This window comes from Ensifer adhaerens, assembly GCF_013283195.1.
Classification (GTDB): Bacteria; Pseudomonadota; Alphaproteobacteria; order Rhizobiales; family Rhizobiaceae; genus Ensifer; species Ensifer adhaerens_G.
Genome location: NZ_JABEKT010000005.1, coordinates 237750 through 255600 on the forward strand (window position 1 = coordinate 237750; position 17851 = coordinate 255600).

The 17851-nt window shown below is 62.3% G+C and carries 11 protein-coding genes; 8 read left to right on the forward strand and 3 right to left on the reverse strand.

The window, feature by feature from the left end; translation table 11 throughout:
• Window positions 1–9: 9 nt before the first annotated feature.
• From omp10 to LPJGGPFB_RS30440, 6 genes are all read left to right on the forward strand, one after another.
• Complete coding sequence (gene omp10, locus LPJGGPFB_RS30415; RefSeq protein ID WP_173423641.1) at window positions 10–378, forward strand: outer membrane lipoprotein Omp10; 369 nt, start codon at window positions 10–12, stop codon at window positions 376–378.
• 231 nt (window positions 379–609) lie between these two features.
• Window positions 610–2484 carry a bifunctional metallophosphatase/5'-nucleotidase gene (locus tag LPJGGPFB_RS30420; protein WP_173423642.1) on the forward strand — a complete coding sequence of 625 codons (1875 nt, stop codon included), beginning with the start codon at window positions 610–612 and terminating at the stop codon, window positions 2482–2484.
• 393 nt (window positions 2485–2877) lie between these two features.
• Window positions 2878–3909: a ferrochelatase gene (hemH, locus tag LPJGGPFB_RS30425; RefSeq protein ID WP_173423808.1), complete on the forward strand. Its 1032-nt coding sequence runs from the start codon at window positions 2878–2880 to the stop codon at window positions 3907–3909.
• 102 nt (window positions 3910–4011) lie between these two features.
• Entirely contained in the window at window positions 4012–4998 is a 987-nt protein-coding gene (locus LPJGGPFB_RS30430; RefSeq protein ID WP_173423809.1) for an SPFH domain-containing protein, read from the forward strand.
• Window positions 4999–5001: 3 nt separating this feature from the next.
• Window positions 5002–5460, forward strand: a complete 459-nt coding sequence (locus LPJGGPFB_RS30435; protein WP_173423643.1) for an NfeD family protein — start codon at window positions 5002–5004, stop codon at window positions 5458–5460.
• Window positions 5461–5662: 202 nt separating this feature from the next.
• Window positions 5663–7051 (forward strand): outer membrane beta-barrel protein, encoded by a 1389-nt coding sequence (locus LPJGGPFB_RS30440; protein WP_234903149.1) that lies wholly within the window; start codon window positions 5663–5665, stop codon window positions 7049–7051.
• A gap of 101 nt (window positions 7052–7152) precedes the next feature.
• On the opposite strand, the gene galU is transcribed toward LPJGGPFB_RS30440, so the two are convergent.
• Entirely contained in the window at window positions 7153–8040 is an 888-nt protein-coding gene (galU, locus tag LPJGGPFB_RS30445; RefSeq protein ID WP_173423645.1) for a UTP--glucose-1-phosphate uridylyltransferase GalU, read from the reverse strand.
• Window positions 8041–8433: 393 nt separating this feature from the next.
• Between galU and LPJGGPFB_RS30450 the strand changes: the two genes are divergently transcribed.
• Together LPJGGPFB_RS30450 and LPJGGPFB_RS30455 are read left to right on the forward strand one after the other, a co-directional pair.
• Entirely contained in the window at window positions 8434–9654 is a 1221-nt protein-coding gene (locus LPJGGPFB_RS30450; protein WP_173423646.1) for a lytic murein transglycosylase, read from the forward strand.
• A 101-nt stretch (window positions 9655–9755) separates the two neighbouring features.
• The gene (locus LPJGGPFB_RS30455; RefSeq protein ID WP_427858765.1) at window positions 9756–10982 is read left to right on the forward strand and encodes an SGNH/GDSL hydrolase family protein; all 1227 of its coding nucleotides are present in this window, start codon (window positions 9756–9758) and stop codon (window positions 10980–10982) included.
• Between the two features lie 156 nt (window positions 10983–11138).
• Here the strand turns inward: LPJGGPFB_RS30455 and LPJGGPFB_RS30460 are convergent, their stop codons facing one another.
• Together LPJGGPFB_RS30460 and gltB are read right to left on the reverse strand one after the other, a co-directional pair.
• Entirely contained in the window at window positions 11139–12596 is a 1458-nt protein-coding gene (locus LPJGGPFB_RS30460; protein WP_173423647.1) for a glutamate synthase subunit beta, read from the reverse strand.
• Window positions 12597–12700: 104 nt separating this feature from the next.
• Window positions 12701–17425, reverse strand: coding sequence for a glutamate synthase large subunit (gene gltB, locus LPJGGPFB_RS30465; RefSeq protein WP_173423648.1), 4725 nt, complete (start codon window positions 17423–17425; stop codon window positions 12701–12703).
• Window positions 17426–17851: the final 426 nt, after the last annotated feature.

A 17851-nucleotide genomic window follows, 5' to 3' on the forward strand; every position in this document is an offset into this window, starting at 1 on the left:
AAATCGCCAATGAAGCCATTCGCAATTCTGACCCTTCTCGCGACCGCCGCGGCCCTGGCATCCTGCCAGTCGTCGCCCCGGGAAGTTGGAGGGGCACCGCCCGCTCGCCAGGCATCGGGTGTCGAAGGCTCATGGACGGATCCGAATGGCATCGTGTCGACCTTTGCAGGCGGCACCTTCTCGACCCGCACGACCGACAGCAACCAGTTGCTGGCTTCCGGCAACTACGTCAAGCTGAGCCCGACACTCGTCGAGATCAACATGACCTCGCTGGTGCGCAACACCCAATCCAAGGTCAATTGCGCGCTGGTCACCCAGAGCCAGCTCAACTGCACCACCGATGCCGGCGCCCAGTTCTCGCTGGCGCGACGCGGCTGAGACTGTCTTCGGTACACAAATCAAAGCCTCCGCAAGGGGGCTTTTTTTGTTGCTATTGTATGACTTAACCCTAGTTGCAGATCCGGCAACCGGAGGATGGCTTTAACGCTTGAACTCGCCCCGAAGTGATGAAAACATCCGCCCCGGCAAAGCCACCCCGGCTGTGGGGACCAGATCCGTAACCCGGATCCGCGATCGGCCGGAAGACAACAGGCAAAACAGGAGAACATCATGATCAGACACATGCGGACCGGCCTGATGACCGCGTCCATTTTTGCCCTCTCCTCGGGCGCAGCCTTCGCCGATTATGAACTGAACATCCTGCACATCAACGATCTCCACTCCCGCATCGAATCGATCAACAAGTTCGATTCGACCTGCTCGGCTGAGGAGGAAGGCAAGAGCGAGTGCTTCGGCGGTGTTGCGCGCCTGAAGTCCCTGATCGATCAGAAGCGCCAGGACCTGTCGGGCAAGAACGTCTTGCTCCTGAACGCCGGCGACAACTTCCAGGGTTCGCTGTTCTTCACCACCTACAAGGGGCTGGCAGAAGCCGAATTCCTCAACCTGATGAAGTTCGACGCCATGACCGTCGGCAACCATGAGTTTGACGAGAGCGAGGATGGCCTTGTCGGCTTCCTCGAAAAGGTCGAATTCCCCGTCGTCACCGCCAACGTGCTGCCGAGCTACAAGTCGAAGATCGGCGACCGGATCAAGCCGTCGATCGTTCTGGAAGTGGGTGGTCAGAAGGTCGGCATCGTCGGCGCCGTGGCCAACGACACGCCTGAGCTTTCCTCACCCGGCCCGGACATCCTGATCGGCGACGACGTCGCCACCACAACCGCCGCGGTCGAGGAGCTGAAGAAGCAGGGCGTCGACAAGATCATCGCGCTCACCCACGTCGGCTACCCGCGCGACCTCGCGGCGATCGCCAAGATCCCCGATGTGGACGTCGTTGTCGGCGGCCACTCGCACAGCCTGCTCTCGAACACCGACGAAAAGGCCGAAGGCCCCTACCCGACGATGGTCGACAACCCCGGCGGCTACAAGGTCCCCGTCGTCCAGGCCGCCTCCTATTCGAAGTATCTCGGCGACCTCGTCGTCACCTTCGACGACAAGGGCGTGGTGAAGGCCGCCAAGGGCGACCCAATCCTGGTCGACAGCTCGATCAAGCCGGATCAGTCGGTACTGACCCGCGTCGCCGAACTCGCCAAGCCGATCGAGGAGCTCCGCTCCAAGATCATCGGCAAGACCGAAGCGCCGATCGATGGTTCGCGTGACAATTGCCGCGCCAAGGAATGCGAAATGGGCAGCCTGGTTGCCGACGCCATGCTTGACCGCGTCAAGGGCCAGGGCGTGACGATCGCCATCACCAATGGCGGCGGCCTGCGCGCCTCGATCGATGCCGGCGACGTCTCGATGGGCGAAGCGATCACCGTGCTGCCGTTCCAGAACACGGTTGCGACGTTCCAGCTGAAGGGCGCCGACATCCAGACAGCGCTCGAGAATGGCCTGAGCAAGCTCGAGGAGGCGGGTGGCCGCTTCCCGCAGGTCGCCGGCCTGAAGTATTCCTTCGACCGCTCGAAGCCGGTCGGCAGCCGTGTCGTCTCGGTAGAGGTGAAGGACGGAGAGGCTTACGGTCCGCTCGATCCGGCAAAGACCTATTCGCTCGTCACCAACAACTACATGCGCAATGGCGGCGACGGCTACGACGTGTTCAAGGCCAAGGGCGAGAATGCCTATGATTACGGACCGGGTCTCGAAACCGTTCTGGCCGACTACCTTGCCGCACACCAGCCGTTCAAGCCCTATACCGATGGCCGCATCACCGAGGTCGCTGCCGCCGCCGGCGCAACGACCGAGGCACCGGCAACGGAAGCCAAGCCGGCGACCGATGCAACGGCAACGCAGCCTGCAGCCGGTGCCGCCGCGACCACGCCGGCCTCCGGTCCGCAGAAGCACGTGATCGCCAAGGGCGACACGCTTTGGGATCTCGCCAAGGCGTTCTACGGCGATGGTGCCCTCTGGGCGAAGATCTCGGCTGCCAACGGCAAGCCGGCCCCGCGCCACCTGCATGTCGGCACCGAACTGGAGATTCCGGCAAAGTAATACCAACCTGCGCCGATATTGACCTCTTGCGTGGGACCGTCTGCGGTCATCCGGCAAGGAGCATACCGCAGAGCGATGCCTTGGCATCGGTCGAGGATTGCGACGCTGCCGGTGGCCGACAGACGGCCCACCCGAAGGGCCGGGCGCTTTTGGCCACCAGGCAGCGTCGACAATCCTCACCGGACCGCAGGGGTCCGGTTGCGGTTTTCTCCTTGCTGGAAACCAAAATCGCGCCGGCGCAATAGGCCAATATCGGCGCAGGTTGGTATAAGGACAATTTGCCTCTGCTTCGGATGCCGGCGCGGGCTTCCCCGCGCCGGCATTTCTTTTTAGAAGGACGTGAACCGAAGACCATGTCCCGACGTATAAGGGCCCATGAGGACCGATATGATGATGCCACTCGCCGAGACCGCTCCCGCCAACCACCCGCCCGTCAAGTCCGGAAAGGTCGGCGTGCTGCTCGTCAATCTCGGCACGCCCGATGGTACCGACTACACGTCGATGCGCCGCTATCTCAGAGAGTTCCTGAGCGACCGCCGCGTCATCGAATGGTCGCGGCTGTTCTGGTATCCGATCCTCTACGGCATCGTTCTCAACACCCGCCCCGGCAAGGTCGGCAAAGCCTATGAGATGATCTGGAACAAGGATCTGAACGAGAGCTATCTGCGCACCTACACCCGCAACCAGGCGACCTTGATGGCCAAGACCTTCGCCGATCAGCCGCATATCGTGGTGGATTGGGGCATGCGCTACGGCCAGCCTTCGATTGCCTCGCGGATGGAGGCGCTGCAGAAGGCCGGATGCGAGCGCATCCTGGTGTTCCCGCTCTATCCGCAATACGCCGCGGCAACCACCGCCACCGTCAACGACAAGGCATTCGAGGCGCTGCTCAAGATGCGCTGGCAACCGGCCTTGCGCACCGTGCCGCCCTATCATGACGATCCTGTCTATATCGACGCTCTCGCCAGTTCGATCACCCGGCACCTGGCGACGCTCGACTGGGAGCCGGAAGTGGTGCTCACCTCCTTCCATGGCATCCCGAAGAGCTACTTCGACAAGGGCGATCCCTATTATTGCCAGTGCCAGAAGACCGCGCGCCTGCTGCGCGAAAAGCTCGGCTGGTCGAAGGACAAGCTGCAAGTCACCTTCCAGTCCCGCTTCGGTCCCGAAGAATGGCTGCAGCCCTATACCGACAAGACAGTCGAGAAGCTGGCTCAGGACGGCATCAAGCGCATCGCGGTGATCAACCCCGGCTTTGTATCCGACTGTCTGGAAACGCTCGAGGAGATCGCCGAGCAGGCGGCCGAAAGCTTCCATCACAATGGCGGCGAGAAATTCGCGCACATTCCCTGCCTCAACGACAGCGAAGAGGGCATGACGGTTCTCGAACACGTCGTGCGCCGGGAGCTAAGCGGCTGGCTTTGAAGCCGAAATCTGTGGCAGCCGGTTGAATTCGACTGACCGATCCCCACGTCTGGGTTAGAGTGCCACTCTCAAACTGGGGTTGTGATCATGGCGGACTTGTCGTTGGGCGGTATGGATATTGCGGTCATCGCATTTGTGGTCCTCGTCGTTCTGGTTCTCTTTGCCGGAATCAAGACGGTGCCGCAGGGCTATCGCTACACGGTTGAGCGCTTCGGCCGTTATACCAAGACGATGGAACCGGGCCTCAACATCATCGTCCCGTTCATCGACCGCATCGGCGCCAAGATGAACGTGATGGAGCAGGTCCTCGATGTTCCGACTCAAGAAGTCATCACCAAGGACAATGCCAGCGTTTCGGCCGATGCGGTCGCCTTCTATCAGGTGCTGAACGCAGCCCAGGCTGCCTACCAGGTGTCGGATCTCCAGAACGCCATCCTCAATCTGACGATGACCAACATCCGCTCGGTCATGGGGTCGATGGACCTTGACGAGCTGCTGTCGAACCGTGACACCATCAACGAGAAGCTGCTGCGCGTCGTCGATGACGCCGCCAACCCGTGGGGCATCAAGATCACCCGCGTCGAAATTAAGGACATCGCGCCGCCGAAGGACCTCGTCGATGCCATGGCGCGACAGATGAAGGCCGAGCGCGAGAAGCGCGCCCAGGTGCTGGAAGCCGAAGGTTCGAGAAACGCCCAGATCCTGCGTGCCGAAGGTGCCAAGCAGTCGGCGATCCTGCAGGCCGAAGGCCAGCGCGAGGCCGCCTTCCGCGACGCTGAGGCGCGCGAACGTCTGGCGGAAGCCGAGGCCAAGGCAACGCAGATGGTGTCGGCCGCGATTGCTGCCGGCGATGTCCAGGCGATCAACTACTTCGTCGCCCAGAAATACACCGAAGCGCTCGCCGCGATCGGCACTGCCAACAATCAGAAGATCGTCCTGATGCCGATGGAAGCGTCAGCCCTGATCGGGTCGCTCGGCGGCATCGGCGCGATCGCCAAGGAAGTGTTCGGCGACAATCAAGCGCCCGCCGCCCGTCAGCGCCCAACGACGACCCCGCGCACCGGCCCGTTCGAACCCCAGGGGAAATAAGCGATGGTCCAGCGCATCATCCTTGAACTCGGCCCCTGGAGCTGGTGGGTTCTCGGACTTGTCCTGCTGGCCGCCGAAGTCGTTGCACCAGGTGTCTTCCTCATCTGGATCGCGATTGCCGCGCTGATCACCGGCGCGCTGTCGCTGTTGCTGTGGGACACGATCGTGTGGGGCTGGCAGGTCCAGTTCGTCGTCTTTGCGCTTCTGTCGATCATCTCCGTCCTCCTCGGACGTCATTTCGTCTCGTCGTCCGCCAGGGAGACGGACGAGCCCCTGCTCAATCAGCGGGCACAGAGCCTCGTCGGCCGAACGGCCGTGCTTGAAAAGCCGATCGCCGAAGGTCACGGACGGGTGCGGCTGGACGATACGATCTGGATCGTCGAAGGCCCGGATCTGCCCGCCGGCACGCGCGTGCGCATCGTGGCCAGCCATGGACGCAGCCTGACGGTCGAAAGCGCCTAAGGCCCGCGGGCGCATTCGAAGCGGCTCTTCATCGAAGCATTGCCATCTTCCCGTCACTAAAGGGTTTTTCCCGTTTGGAAACGATTGGTTAACCACGCGGCTTTACGATTGCGAAAGGATTGCAATCAGGCTCGCGGACAAACGGCAGATGGTGCCAGACGACTTATGCTCGACCGGAAGACACGCCCGGCGTTTTACGCTGATGGCGTTGTTGCTGGCTGGCACGGCGCTTGCCGCTCCGCTGTCGTCGCACGCCCAAACCGTCGCCAATTCCGCAGTGCCGACGACCCCTGGCGTCGTTGTCCCGGGCACCGTGGCCGCTGCCCCTGCGATCGCCGATCCGCAGACGACGGGTGCCGTCAGCACTGATGACCTGTCACCGGCGTCCGACGAAGATCTCGTCCGCCTCAACCGCCGCGAACCGACGCTCGACGGGTTGCGGACCCGGATAGATCCCGACGACGACCGCGCTGTCGGCGTTCGCATCGGCACCTTCACCCTTCGGCCTGAGATCGGCGAAACGCTGAACCATGAATGGCGCAAGGACGGCGATACCAAGCAGAACCGCGGCTACCTGGAAACCGGCATCCGCGGCACGTTAACGTCTGACTGGTCCCGCCACGCACTGACGGTCACCGGCGCCGGCGTCATACAAAACAACATTTCCGGCGAAGGCGAGGAAGAACCCCGCGCCGATATCGACGCGGAACTGCGCCTGGATCTCTGGGATGAAACCATTGCGCGCCTGCGGGCGGGCTACAGCTTCTACCGCGAAGACGCGGACGATCCGAATGCGATCTCCAATGCAAAGACCCAATCAGGCGTCAACACCTATCGGCTGGGCGCCGCGATCGAGCGCGATTTCGGCCTCATCCGCGGCTCTGTCGGGCTCGATCTCGAACGGCAGACCTATGGTAACGTGGAACTGGAAAACGGCACGACGCTTTCCGTTGAAGACCGAAACCGCAACAGCGGTACCGTGACGGCACGGGTCGGTTACGAAATGTCGCCGGCCTTGATCCCGTTCATCGAGGCCGCGGTCGGCAGGTCGATCTACGATCTTCGCCAGGACACGCTCGGCTTCGAGCGATCCTATCAAAGCTACGCGACACGAGGCGGCCTGGAGGTCGACTTCGGCGAGAAGCTCAACGGCGAGATCGCTCTCGGCTACGAAACCTATCGCTTCGAGGATGATCGGTTGAGCGACGTCAGCGGCCTGTCGATCGACGGTCGCCTCAACTGGTCGCCGCAGCGCGGCACGGACGTCCTCTTCGGACTATCGACCGGTCTCAACCCGTCGACCACTGCGGGCGATTCCGGCTCGATCGACTACACCCTGCTCAACCTCATCACCCACGAGATGCGCTCGGATCTCGTCGCGCGACTGTCCAACACCCTGATCATCCGCAAATACCCCTCGGATAACCGCTCCTCCGACGAGACGACCTGGCGCACCGGGGCGGGCCTCACCTGGGACATGAACCGTTATCTCGCATTGACCGGCGACGTCAGCTATGAGCGCACCGTGCGCGACGTCGGCGATCCCACGGACATTACCCGCGTCGGCGTCGGTCTCGTCCTCAGGCGTTGAGCCAGGGGCCGGACCTTTCATGGCCGCGCGCCGGCGACAGTTTACAAAGAAAAGGCCGCGCCCCAACGGGACGCGGCCTTCGTGTTTCGGCGGAACCGAAATTACTTCAAGCTGCTGAGCAGCGCCTTGAGCGGACCCTCGACGGTCGGGCGGATATCGCCGCGTTCCAGCGCGAAGGCGACGTTGGCAAGGATGAAGCCATCCTTGGCGCCGCAGTCATAGGTTTCGCCACGGAAGTGATAGGCGGCGAACTGCTGGCTCTCGGAAAGCTTCAGCATGCCGTCGGTCAACTGGATCTCATTGCCGGCGCCGCGCTCCTGCTTTTCCAGGATCGGGAAGATCTCCGGCTGCAGGATGTAGCGGCCATTGATGAAGAAGTTCGACGGCGCCGTTCCCGGTGCGGGCTTTTCGACCATCTTGGTGATCTTGAAGCCGTCGCCGACCTTTTCGCCAACGCCGACGATGCCGTATTTATGGGCCTGATCCGGCGCACATTCCTCGACCGCGATGACATTGCCGCCGCTTTGCTCATAGAGCTCGACCATGCCCTTCAGGCAGCCCTTCTCGCCCTTCATGATCATGTCGGGCAGCAACAGCGCGAATGGTTCGTTGCCGACGAGTTCACGGGCGCACCAGACGGCATGGCCAAGGCCGAGCGGCGCCTGCTGGCGGGTGAAGCTGGTGGTGCCGGCCTTCGGCAGAATGTTGTCGAGCAGCTCGATCTCGATCTTCTTGTTGCGCTCGCGCAGCGTCTGGTCGAGTTCGACCTGGATGTCGAAATAGTCCTCGATGACGGCCTTGCTGCGGCCGGTGACGAAGATCAGATGCTCGATACCGGCTTCCATCGCCTCGTCGACCACATATTGAATGACCGGCTTGTCCACCACCGTCAGCATTTCCTTCGGCACGGCCTTGGTGGCCGGCAGGAATCGCGTGCCCAGACCAGCGACCGGGAACACGGCTTTGCGGACTTTACGCTTGTCGGTCATCGGTACCTCCTTCAATAGGATTTCAATCCTGAGTGTTGCTGTAGAAACCCTTAAAGCAAATCAATTTAAGGAATCGTCAGCGCTTTGCAGTGCGGCGGCAATCTCTACGTAACGATGTGAACGCACGCTGAACCGGGACGGAAAAAATGCGATTTGCGACCCCAACCGCATTTTCTTCCACGAGAAGACGTAATGGCCTTTTCATGGTAAAGGGTTTGTTGACCACGTTTCTGTAGATTCGTCCTAATCCGGCGCTGCATCGACTGCGGCCGGATCCGAGAACAGGAACCGCCGGCGGTCGACGAACCGCTGAGCTGGCTCCAGACTGCCACCATGCGGAGATGTCCCGGCTATGACGGCTGAGGCTCCGCAGAGAAACGGAACCGACAGCTGATGATCAGAAACCGCAGGACGTTTTTCCGTCATATCGCAGCCGCCTTCGTCCTATCCGCCGTCGCGCTTGGCACCTCCCCTGCGCGCGCCGATGCCGGATTTCAGAACTGGATCAACAACTTCTATGCCACGGCTGCAAAGAGCGGCATCACCCAGGCGACCTATCGCAAGGCTTTTGCCGGCGTGAAGACGCCGGATGCGGCCGTGATCGAAAAGGCCAATTACCAGCCTGAATTCAAGCACAAGATCTGGGAATACATCGATTCCCGCGTCAACCCCTACACCAAGCGCATCGGCCAGGAGATGGCCGCCAAGCATGCCCGCACGCTGAATTCAATCGAAAAGCACTTCGGCGTCGACAAGACGATCCTGCTGGCGATCTGGTCGATGGAATCGAACTACGGCGCCGTGCTCGAAAAGGACGACCGTCTGCACTACGTGCCGCGGGCGCTAGCGACCCTTGCCTATGCCGATCCCAAGCGCGCCAAATTCGCCAAGACACAGCTGATCGCCGCGCTGAAAATCCTGCAGAGCGGCGACATCACCCCGCGCGAGCTGACAGGCTCCTGGGCCGGCGCCATGGGGCACACGCAGTTCATCCCGACGAGCTATCTGCTCTACGCGATCGACGCTGATGGCAATGGTCACCGCGATATCTGGAACTCGGTGCCCGACGCGCTGGCGACGGCCGCCAACCTCCTGAAGAAGAACGGCTGGCAGCCGGGCGAAACCTGGGGCTACGAAGTCGCGCCGCCGGCCAACGCCGCGAAATACTCGGGGCAGACGAAGACGCTTGCCCAATGGGCAGCGCTCGGCTTCCTCAGGCCGAACGGCAAGGGCTTCCGCAATGGCAATTCACGCGCCGAACTGAAGCTGCCGAGCGGCGGTGACGGTCCGGGCTTCCTGATGACCAAGAACTTCTTCGTCATCAAGCGCTACAACGCGTCGGACAGCTACGCGCTCGGCGTCGGCCTTCTTGCCGACCAGATCGCCGGTTATGCCGGCATGCAGCAGCGTTGGCCGCGCCCGGACGGTTCGCTCGACATCAGTGAAAAGTTCGAGTTGCAGAACCGTTTGAAGGAACTCGGCTATTACAGCGGCGAGGTCGATGGCAATTTCGGATCCGGCTCCAAGGCCGCCATCCAGGAATTCCAGTCGAAGAACGGCTTGGCGCCGGATGGTCAGCCGACGCAGCATCTGCTGCGCGCCCTGCGCAACTGACCAGCGTGCCCGAAACGCGACGGCGGCCTTGTTGTCGCCGTCCGTTCGATGGATGATCAGACATGCAAGCGAAAACCAAGACCCGGACAGTAGGCGGCGGAATGCCCTTGAAGGGCGCGACGATGTTCATCGCCGCGGCCGCAATGCTGTTCGTCGGTTTTGCCGCAAGTTTTGCCGAAGCCCAGGAACGGGTGCAGCGGCGCAACCTCTTCCAGATGCTGTTCGGCGGCTTCACGCGCGAACGACGTGTTATCGACGAGCGGTACGAGTTTCCGCAGCAGCCGCGGCCCAGGCGCGCCCGCCAGAACCAGAGCCAAGGTCAACCACGGCAGAAGGTCCCGGGGCAGCAGAAGGCAAAGCCCGCCATTGCCGATGCGGCTCCCGTGCCGCAGCCGGTTGAAAAGGCGCCGGACGCCAAGAAGGTTCTCGTTGTCGGCGACTTCATGGCCGGCAGCCTCGGCGACGGCCTGAAGACCGCATTCGAAATGACGCCCGGCATCACCATCGAGACGCGTGCGAACGGTTCGTCCGGCCTGGTGCGCGAGGACTATTTCAACTGGCCGGTGACGCTGCCGGCCTATGTGGGTGAGATCAAGCCCGCCGTCATCATTGTCAGCCTCGGCGCCAACGATCGCCAGCAGATGCAGATCGGCAGCACCAAGGAAAAATACCGCACGGATCTTTGGACGGAGGAATACCGCAAGCGCGTCCACGCGCTCGCCGAGCTTGCGCGCAAGGAAAAGCTGCCGGTCCTGTGGGTCGGCATGCCGCCGTTCCAGTCAGCCGCGATGACGGCCGACATGGTGACGTTCAACGGCATCTACCGCGAGGAAGTCGAAAAGGTCGGCGGCCAGTTCGTCGACATCTGGGACGGCTTTGTCGATGAGGCCGGAAAATTCGTGCTGACCGGCTCCGACATCAACGGCCAGCAGGTGCGCCTGCGCGGCGCCGACGGCATCAACCTGACGAAAGCAGGCAAACGCAAGCTCGCGTTCTACCTGGAAAAGGACATTCGCCGTCTGCTCGGAGATGCGGCCGCGACCGACAGGGACGTACCGGGCGCCGACGGACTGAAGGATCTCGTCGTTACCGCACCGCTTGCCAACGAGGACATCGTCAAGACGCAACCAATCGGCCTGACCGATCCGGATCTCGATGGCGCAGCAAGCCTGCTCGGCGACGCCGCCCCCAACAAGGGCACCGGCCGGAGCCCACGCGACCGCCTCGTCGACAAGGGCGATGTGGCTGCAGCGCCTGCCGGCCGCGTCGATGATTTCCGCCTCGCCAAGCCAGGAACAGTCATCAGCAATCCGGTAATCCGGAACTAGTTCTTTCGCGCAAGGCTGCAAGCGATGCCAGCCGCGCATCAAATGGAAGAGGGACCGCCTCTTCGCGACGATCCCCACATCGTAAAACACCACCCTGAAAGAAAAAGGGCTCCGCCATGATCCGGCGGAGCCCTTCCTGTTTGCGAAGGCTTGTCTTCAACGCGGCAGGATCGTCGATCCCATCAGCGCCTCATCGATCGCCCGAGCGGCCTGACGGCCCTCGCGGATCGCCCAGACGACGAGCGACTGGCCGCGGCGCACGTCGCCGGCCGTCCAGAACTTGTCGACCGAGGTCTTGTAGTCGCGGTCGTTGGCAACGACGTTGGTCGAGCCGCGGCGATCGGTGTTGAGCGTCAGCTTGTCGCCGAGATCCTTCAGCACGCTGTCGGTAAACGGGCCGCTGAAGCCGATAGCGATGAAGGCGAGATCGGCCTTGATGATGAACTCCGTGCCGGCAATCGGCTTGCGGCGGTCATCGACCTGGCAGCACTTGACGCCAATGAGGTTGCCGTCCTCGTCGCCGACGAACTCCAGTGTCGCGACCTGGAATTCGCGGATAGCACCTTCGGCCTGGCTGGACGAGGTGCGCATCTTGGTCGCCCAGAACGGCCAGACGGCAAGCTTGTCTTCCTTTTCCGGCGGCTGCGGGCGGATGTCGAGCTGGGTGACCTTGACGGCCCCCTGGCGGAATGCCGTGCCGACGCAGTCGGAAGCGGTATCGCCGCCGCCGACGACGACGATGTGCTTGCCGCCGGCTAGGATTGGTGCAGACGGCCAGCCGGTGCTGTCGATGTTCTCGCGGCCGACGCGACGGTTCTGCTGCACGAGATAGGGCATGGCATCATGCACGCCGGCAAATTCGACACCGGGAATGCCGGCATTGCGCGGCGTCTCTGAGCCACCGCAATAGAGCACCGCATCATGGCCGTGGATCAGTTGCTCGACGGGCAGGTCGACGCCGATGTTGACGCCGCAATGGAAGGTGACGCCCTCGCCCTTCATCTGCTCGACGCGGCGATCGATGAAGTTCTTCTCCATCTTGAAGTCGGGGATGCCGTAGCGCAATAGGCCGCCGGGCTTGCTCTCGCGCTCGTAGACATGAACCTCGTGACCGGCGCGCGCCATCTGCTGGGCAGCTGCCATGCCGGCCGGACCCGAACCGATGACCGCAACCTTTTTGCCGGTCTTGGTCACGGCCGGCTGCGGCACGATATAGCCCATCTCATAGGCCTTGTCGGCGATCGCCTGCTCGACGGTCTTGATCGCGACCGGCGCATCCTCGAGGTTCAGCGTGCATGCCTCCTCGCACGGCGCAGGGCAGACGCGACCGGTAAATTCGGGGAAGTTGTTGGTCGAGTGCAGGTTGCGGATCGCCTCGTCCCAGTTGCCGTTGTAGACCAGATCGTTCCAGTCGGGGATCTGGTTGTGCACCGGACACCCGGTTGGCCCATGGCAGTAGGGAATGCCGCAGTCCATGCAGCGTGCAGCCTGCTTCTGCACTTCCGGTTCCGACATCGGAATGGTGAATTCGCGGAAATGGCGAATGCGGTCGGACGCCGGCTGGTACTTTGCCACTTGCCGGTCGATCTCGAGAAAACCAGTTACCTTACCCATCGTATCATCCTGATAGCTATGCGTCTGAACAGGCGCTTTAGACAAGCGCGCGTGATGAACCCCCGAACCCTTTTCGGAACCGGGAGCCCTTTTCACCGGGGCCTCTATTCGGCCGCCTCTGCCATTTTCATGCGTTCCATGTCTTCGAGCGCACGGCGATATTCGACCGGCATGACCTTGCGGAATTTCGGCCGGTAGTCTGCCCAATGATCGAGGATCGCCTTTGCCCGGGGCGAACCCGTGTGGTGCAGGTGATTGGAGATCAGCTGGTAGAGCCGCTCCTCGTCGTGGCGCGTCATATCGCCGGAGACGTCGACCATGCCCTTGTGCATGATGTCGCCGCCGTGATGATGCAGCTTCTCGAGCATGTCGTCCTCTTCCGGCACCGGCTGCAGCTCGACCATGGCCATGTTGCAGCGGCGGGCGAAATCGCCCTCCTCGTCGAGCACATAGGCGACGCCGCCGGACATGCCGGCCGCGAAGTTGCGGCCCGTCGTGCCGAGAACGACGACGACACCGCCGGTCATGTATTCGCAGCCGTGGTCACCCACGCCTTCGACGACGGCAACAGCGCCGGAGTTGCGCACGGCGAAGCGTTCGCCGGCGACGCCATTGAAATAGCACTCGCCCGAGATCGCGCCGTAAAGCACGGTGTTGCCGACGATGATGGAATCTTCAGGCACGATTTTCGTGTTTTCAGGCGGTCGAACGATGATGCGCCCGCCTGATAGACCCTTGCCGACATAGTCGTTGCCGTCGCCCACCAGGTCGAAGGTGATGCCGCGCGCCAGGAATGCCGCGAACGACTGGCCCGCCGTGCCCTTGAGGGTGACGTGGATCGTATCGTCCTTCAGACCCTTGTGGCCCCAGCGCTTGGCAAGAGCGCCCGAAAGCATGGCGCCGGCCGACCGGTCGACGTTCTTGATCTTGGCTTCGAAGGCGACGGGCGCCTTGGTTTCCAGCGCGAGCTTGGCCTTTTCGATCAACGTGCGGTCGAGCACGTCGTCGATCGGATGCTTCTGGCGGCTGGTCCAGTAGGTCTCTTCCTTCGCGGCTTCGACCTTGTGGAAGATCTTCGAGAAATCGAGACCGTTGGCCTTCCAGTGGGCGAGCGCGCCGTCCTTTTCCAACAATTCGGACGCACCGATGATTTCATCGAGCTTGCGCACGCCGAGCAAGGCGAGGATCTCGCGCACTTCTTCTGCAACAAAGAAGAAGTAGTTGATGACGTGCTCGGCCGTGCCCTTGAAGCGCTTGCGCAGCACCGGATCCTGGGTGGCGACACCGACAGGACAGGTGTTTAGGTGGCACTTGCGCATCATGATGCAGCCGGCCGCAATCAGCGGCGCGGTCGCAAAGCCGAACTCGTCGGCACCGAGAAGCGCGCCGATGATGACGTCGCGACCGGTCTTGAGGCCACCATCGACCTGTAGGGCGACGCGCGAGCGAAGGCCGTTCAGCACCAGCGTCTGCTGGGTTTCGGCAAGACCGATTTCCCACGGGCTGCCGGCATGCTTCAAGGAGGTCAGCGGCGATGCGCCGGTGCCGCCGTCGAAGCCGGAGACGGTGATGTGGTCGGCGCGCGCCTTGGCGACACCGGCCGCAACCGTGCCGACGCCCACTTCCGAGACCAGCTTGACCGACACGTCGGCTTCCGGGTTGACGTTCTTCAGGTCGTAGATCAGCTGCGCCAGATCTTCGATCGAGTAGATGTCATGGTGCGGCGGTGGCGAAATCAGGCCGACGCCCGGCGTCGAATGCCGGGTCTTGGCGACGGTCGCATCCACCTTGTGGCCGGGCAGTTGGCCGCCCTCGCCGGGCTTGGCACCCTGGGCCACCTTGATCTGCAACATGTCGGCGTTGACCAGGTACTCGGTGGTCACGCCGAAGCGACCGGACGCGATCTGCTTGATCGCCGAACGCTCCGGGTTCATCGAACCATCGGGCAGCGGCAGGTAGCGGTCGCTTTCCTCGCCGCCTTCACCTGTGTTCGACTTGCCGCCGATCCGGTTCATCGCGATGGCGAGCGTCGTGTGCGCCTCGCGGCTGATCGAGCCGAAGGACATGGCACCGGTCGAGAAGCGCTTGACGATGTCGGCGGCCGATTCCACCTCGTCGACGGAGATCGGCTTGCGGCCGGCAGCCTCGGCACTCTTGACCGTGAACAGGCCACGGATGGTGTTCATCCTGAGCGCCGAGGTGTTCACCATCTCGGCGAATTCGCGGTAGCGGTCCTGCGCATTGCCGCGCACGGCATGCTGCAGCGACGCGATCGCATCCGGTGTCCAGGCATGGCTTTCGCCGCGCATGCGGTAGGCGTATTCGCCACCGATATCCAGCGTGTTGGCCAGCACCGGATCGGCACCGAAGGCCGCCTTGTGACGGGCGACAGTCTCGGCTGCAATCTCTTCAAGGCCGATGCCTTCGATCGTCGTTGCCGTTCCGAAGAAGAACTGGTCGACGAGCTTTGACGACAGGCCGACCGCGTCGAAGATCTGCGCGCCGCAATAGGACTGGTAGGTCGAGATGCCCATCTTGGACATGACCTTAAGGATGCCCTTACCGACCGCCTTGATGTAGCGGTAAACCACTTCGCTGCCGTCGACTTCCTTGGGGAAGTCGCCGCGCTTGTGCATTTCGGTCAGCGTGTCGAAGGCGAGATATGGGTTGATCGCTTCGGCGCCGTAGCCGGCGAGCAGGCAGAAGTGGTGTACCTCGCGCGGCTCGCCGGATTCCAGCACGATACCGACCGAAGTGCGCAGGCCCTTGCGGATCAGGTGGTGGTGTACGGCGGCGGTGGCCAGCAGAGCCGGGATGGCGACGCGGTCCGGACCGACCTGGCGGTCGGAGAGAACGATGATGTTGTAGCCGCCCTTGACCGCTGCTTCCGCCCGCTCGCACAGGCGATCGAGCATCTCCGGCATGCCTTCGGCACCGCGCGAGATGTCATAGGTGAAGTCGAGCGTCTTGGTGTCGAACCGGTCTTCGGTGTGGCCGATCGAGCGGATCTTTTCGAGATCGCCGTTGGTCAGGATCGGCTGGCGCACTTCCAGCCGCTTGGCATGCGCCATGCCGGCATGGTCGAGCAGGTTCGGGCGCGGACCGATGAACGAGACGAGGCTCATCACCAGCTCTTCGCGGATCGGATCGATCGGCGGGTTGGTGACCTGCGCGAAGTTCTGCTTGAAGTAGGTATAGAGCAGCTTGCGCTTGTCCGACATCGCCGAGATCGGCGTGTCCGTTCCCATCGAGCCGACGGCTTCCTGACCGGTTGTCGCCATCGGCGACATCAGGATCTTGGTGTCTTCGAGCGTGTAGCCGAAGGCCTGCTGGCGGTCGATGAGGGAGACGTCGCGACGCAGCGCGCGCGGCTCCACCGGCTTCAGTTCTTCCAGGATCAGCTGGGTGTCTTCAAGCCACTTGCTGTAGGGGTGCTTGGTTGCAAGCGAAGACTTCACCTCTTCATCCGAGATGATGCGGCCCTGCTCCATGTCGATGAGCAGCATCTTGCCCGGCTGCAGGCGCCACTTCTTGACGATCTTGCTCTCGTCAACGGGAAGCACGCCGGCTTCAGACGCGAGGATGACGCGATCGTCCGAAGTGACGATGTAGCGGGCGGGACGCAGGCCGTTGCGGTCAAGCGTCGCGCCGATCTGGCGACCGTCGGTGAAGGCAACCGCTGCCGGTCCATCCCACGGTTCCATCAGCGCTGCATGGTATTCGTAGAATGCCTTGCGCTCTGGCGACATCAGCTGGTTGCCGGCCCAGGCTTCGGGGATCAGCATCATCACCGCATGCGAGAGCGAGTAGCCACCCTGCACCAGGAATTCGAGCGCGTTATCGAAACAGGCAGTGTCCGACTGGCCCTCGTAGGAAATCGGCCAGAGCTTGGAGATGTCGTCGCCGAAGAGCGGCGAGGACACGGAAGCCTGACGGGCCGCCATCCAGTTGACGTTGCCGCGCAGCGTGTTGATTTCGCCGTTGTGGGCGACCATGCGGTAAGGGTGCGCCAGCTTCCACGACGGGAAGGTGTTGGTCGAGAAGCGCTGGTGGACCAAGGCTACGGCCGACTGGAAGCGCTCGTCCTCCAGATCCTTGTAGTAGGCGCCGACCTGATAGGCCAGGAACATGCCCTTGTAGACGACGGTCTGGGTCGACAGCGACACGACGTAGAAGCCGAGATCGCCGCCCTCGGCCTCCGCATAGATGCGGTTGGAGATCACTTTGCGCAGCGTGAACAGGCGGCGCTCGAACTCGGCATTGGTGGCGGCGTCACGGCCGGCACCAATGAACACCTGGACATGGTGCGGTTCGGTCGCGGCGATGTCCGGTGCCTTTGACAGCGACGAATTGTCGACCGGCACGTCGCGGAAGCCGAGCACGTGCTGGCCTTCCTCGGCGACGACTTCGTTGATCACGTCCTTGAAGTGGGCGATCAGCTTCTCGTCGCGCGGCATGAAGAGGTAGCCGACGCCATATTCGCCGGCCTTCGGCAGGGTCACGCCCTGCTTGGCCATTTCCTCGCGGAAGAAGCGGTCGGGGATCTGCACGAGGATACCGGCGCCATCACCCATCAGCGGGTCGGCACCGACGGCACCGCGGTGCGTCAGGTTTTCGAGCATGAAGAGGCCATCACGCACGATCTGGTGCGACTTCTCGCCCTTCAGATGCGCGACGAAGCCGACGCCGCAGGCATCGTGTTCGTTGCGCGGATCATAGAGACCCTGTTTTCGCGGCAGGCCAGACGGGAAAACGGGCGTTTTTTCAGCCGTCGCAACAGTGTGTGCGAGGTTGAGCCCAGATTGCTGTGATGGCGTGTGATCCGTCATCGTCTTCCCTCCTGTTGAACCCGGCACGTCCCGGGCATCCCTGCGCCCGCGCATGGCTCTCCGTCGCATGCATTCGCATGCCGCAAAGCCGGGGCATTCATCGTCTCATGATCCTGATCAGGTCGCAAATAATGCACGGCATCATCAGGCATTGATGTCAGTGACCATCCTGATGGCAGGCGATAACAACCGGATGAAATCCGGCGGATTTGCCTACGCCATACGCCGAATGCCGATTTTTTGGGCACTTGCGGCGATTGTTCCGGTCCCTAGACCGAAATAGGACAGTCTTGCTGTCCTATTTCATGCGCTCTATGCCAGAAACCGCCCCCCTCCGCAAGGGGCATATGAGCAATTATTAGAAGAGATTTTGCCGAACATTGCCGAAAGTTTCCCGGTTTTATAATTTAATTACGACAAACCGGC

Bases quoted from the DNA above. Each gene is read 5' to 3' on its own strand.
- omp10 (WP_173423641.1), top strand. From the start codon at position 10: ATGAAGCCATTCGCAATTCTGACCCTTCTCGCGACCGCCGCGGCCCTG.
- LPJGGPFB_RS30420 (WP_173423642.1), top strand. From the start codon at position 610: ATGATCAGACACATGCGGACCGGCCTGATGACCGCGTCCATTTTTGCC.
- hemH (WP_173423808.1), top strand. From the start codon at position 2,878: ATGCCACTCGCCGAGACCGCTCCCGCCAACCACCCGCCCGTCAAGTCC.
- LPJGGPFB_RS30435 (WP_173423643.1), top strand. From the start codon at position 5,002: ATGGTCCAGCGCATCATCCTTGAACTCGGCCCCTGGAGCTGGTGGGTT.
- LPJGGPFB_RS30440 (WP_234903149.1), top strand. From the start codon at position 5,663: ATGGCGTTGTTGCTGGCTGGCACGGCGCTTGCCGCTCCGCTGTCGTCG.
- galU (WP_173423645.1), bottom strand. From the start codon at position 8,040: ATGACCGACAAGCGTAAAGTCCGCAAAGCCGTGTTCCCGGTCGCTGGT.
- LPJGGPFB_RS30450 (WP_173423646.1), top strand. From the start codon at position 8,434: ATGATCAGAAACCGCAGGACGTTTTTCCGTCATATCGCAGCCGCCTTC.
- LPJGGPFB_RS30455 (WP_427858765.1), top strand. From the start codon at position 9,756: ATGCCCTTGAAGGGCGCGACGATGTTCATCGCCGCGGCCGCAATGCTG.
- LPJGGPFB_RS30460 (WP_173423647.1), bottom strand. From the start codon at position 12,596: ATGGGTAAGGTAACTGGTTTTCTCGAGATCGACCGGCAAGTGGCAAAG.
- gltB (WP_173423648.1), bottom strand. From the start codon at position 17,425: ATGACGGATCACACGCCATCACAGCAATCTGGGCTCAACCTCGCACAC.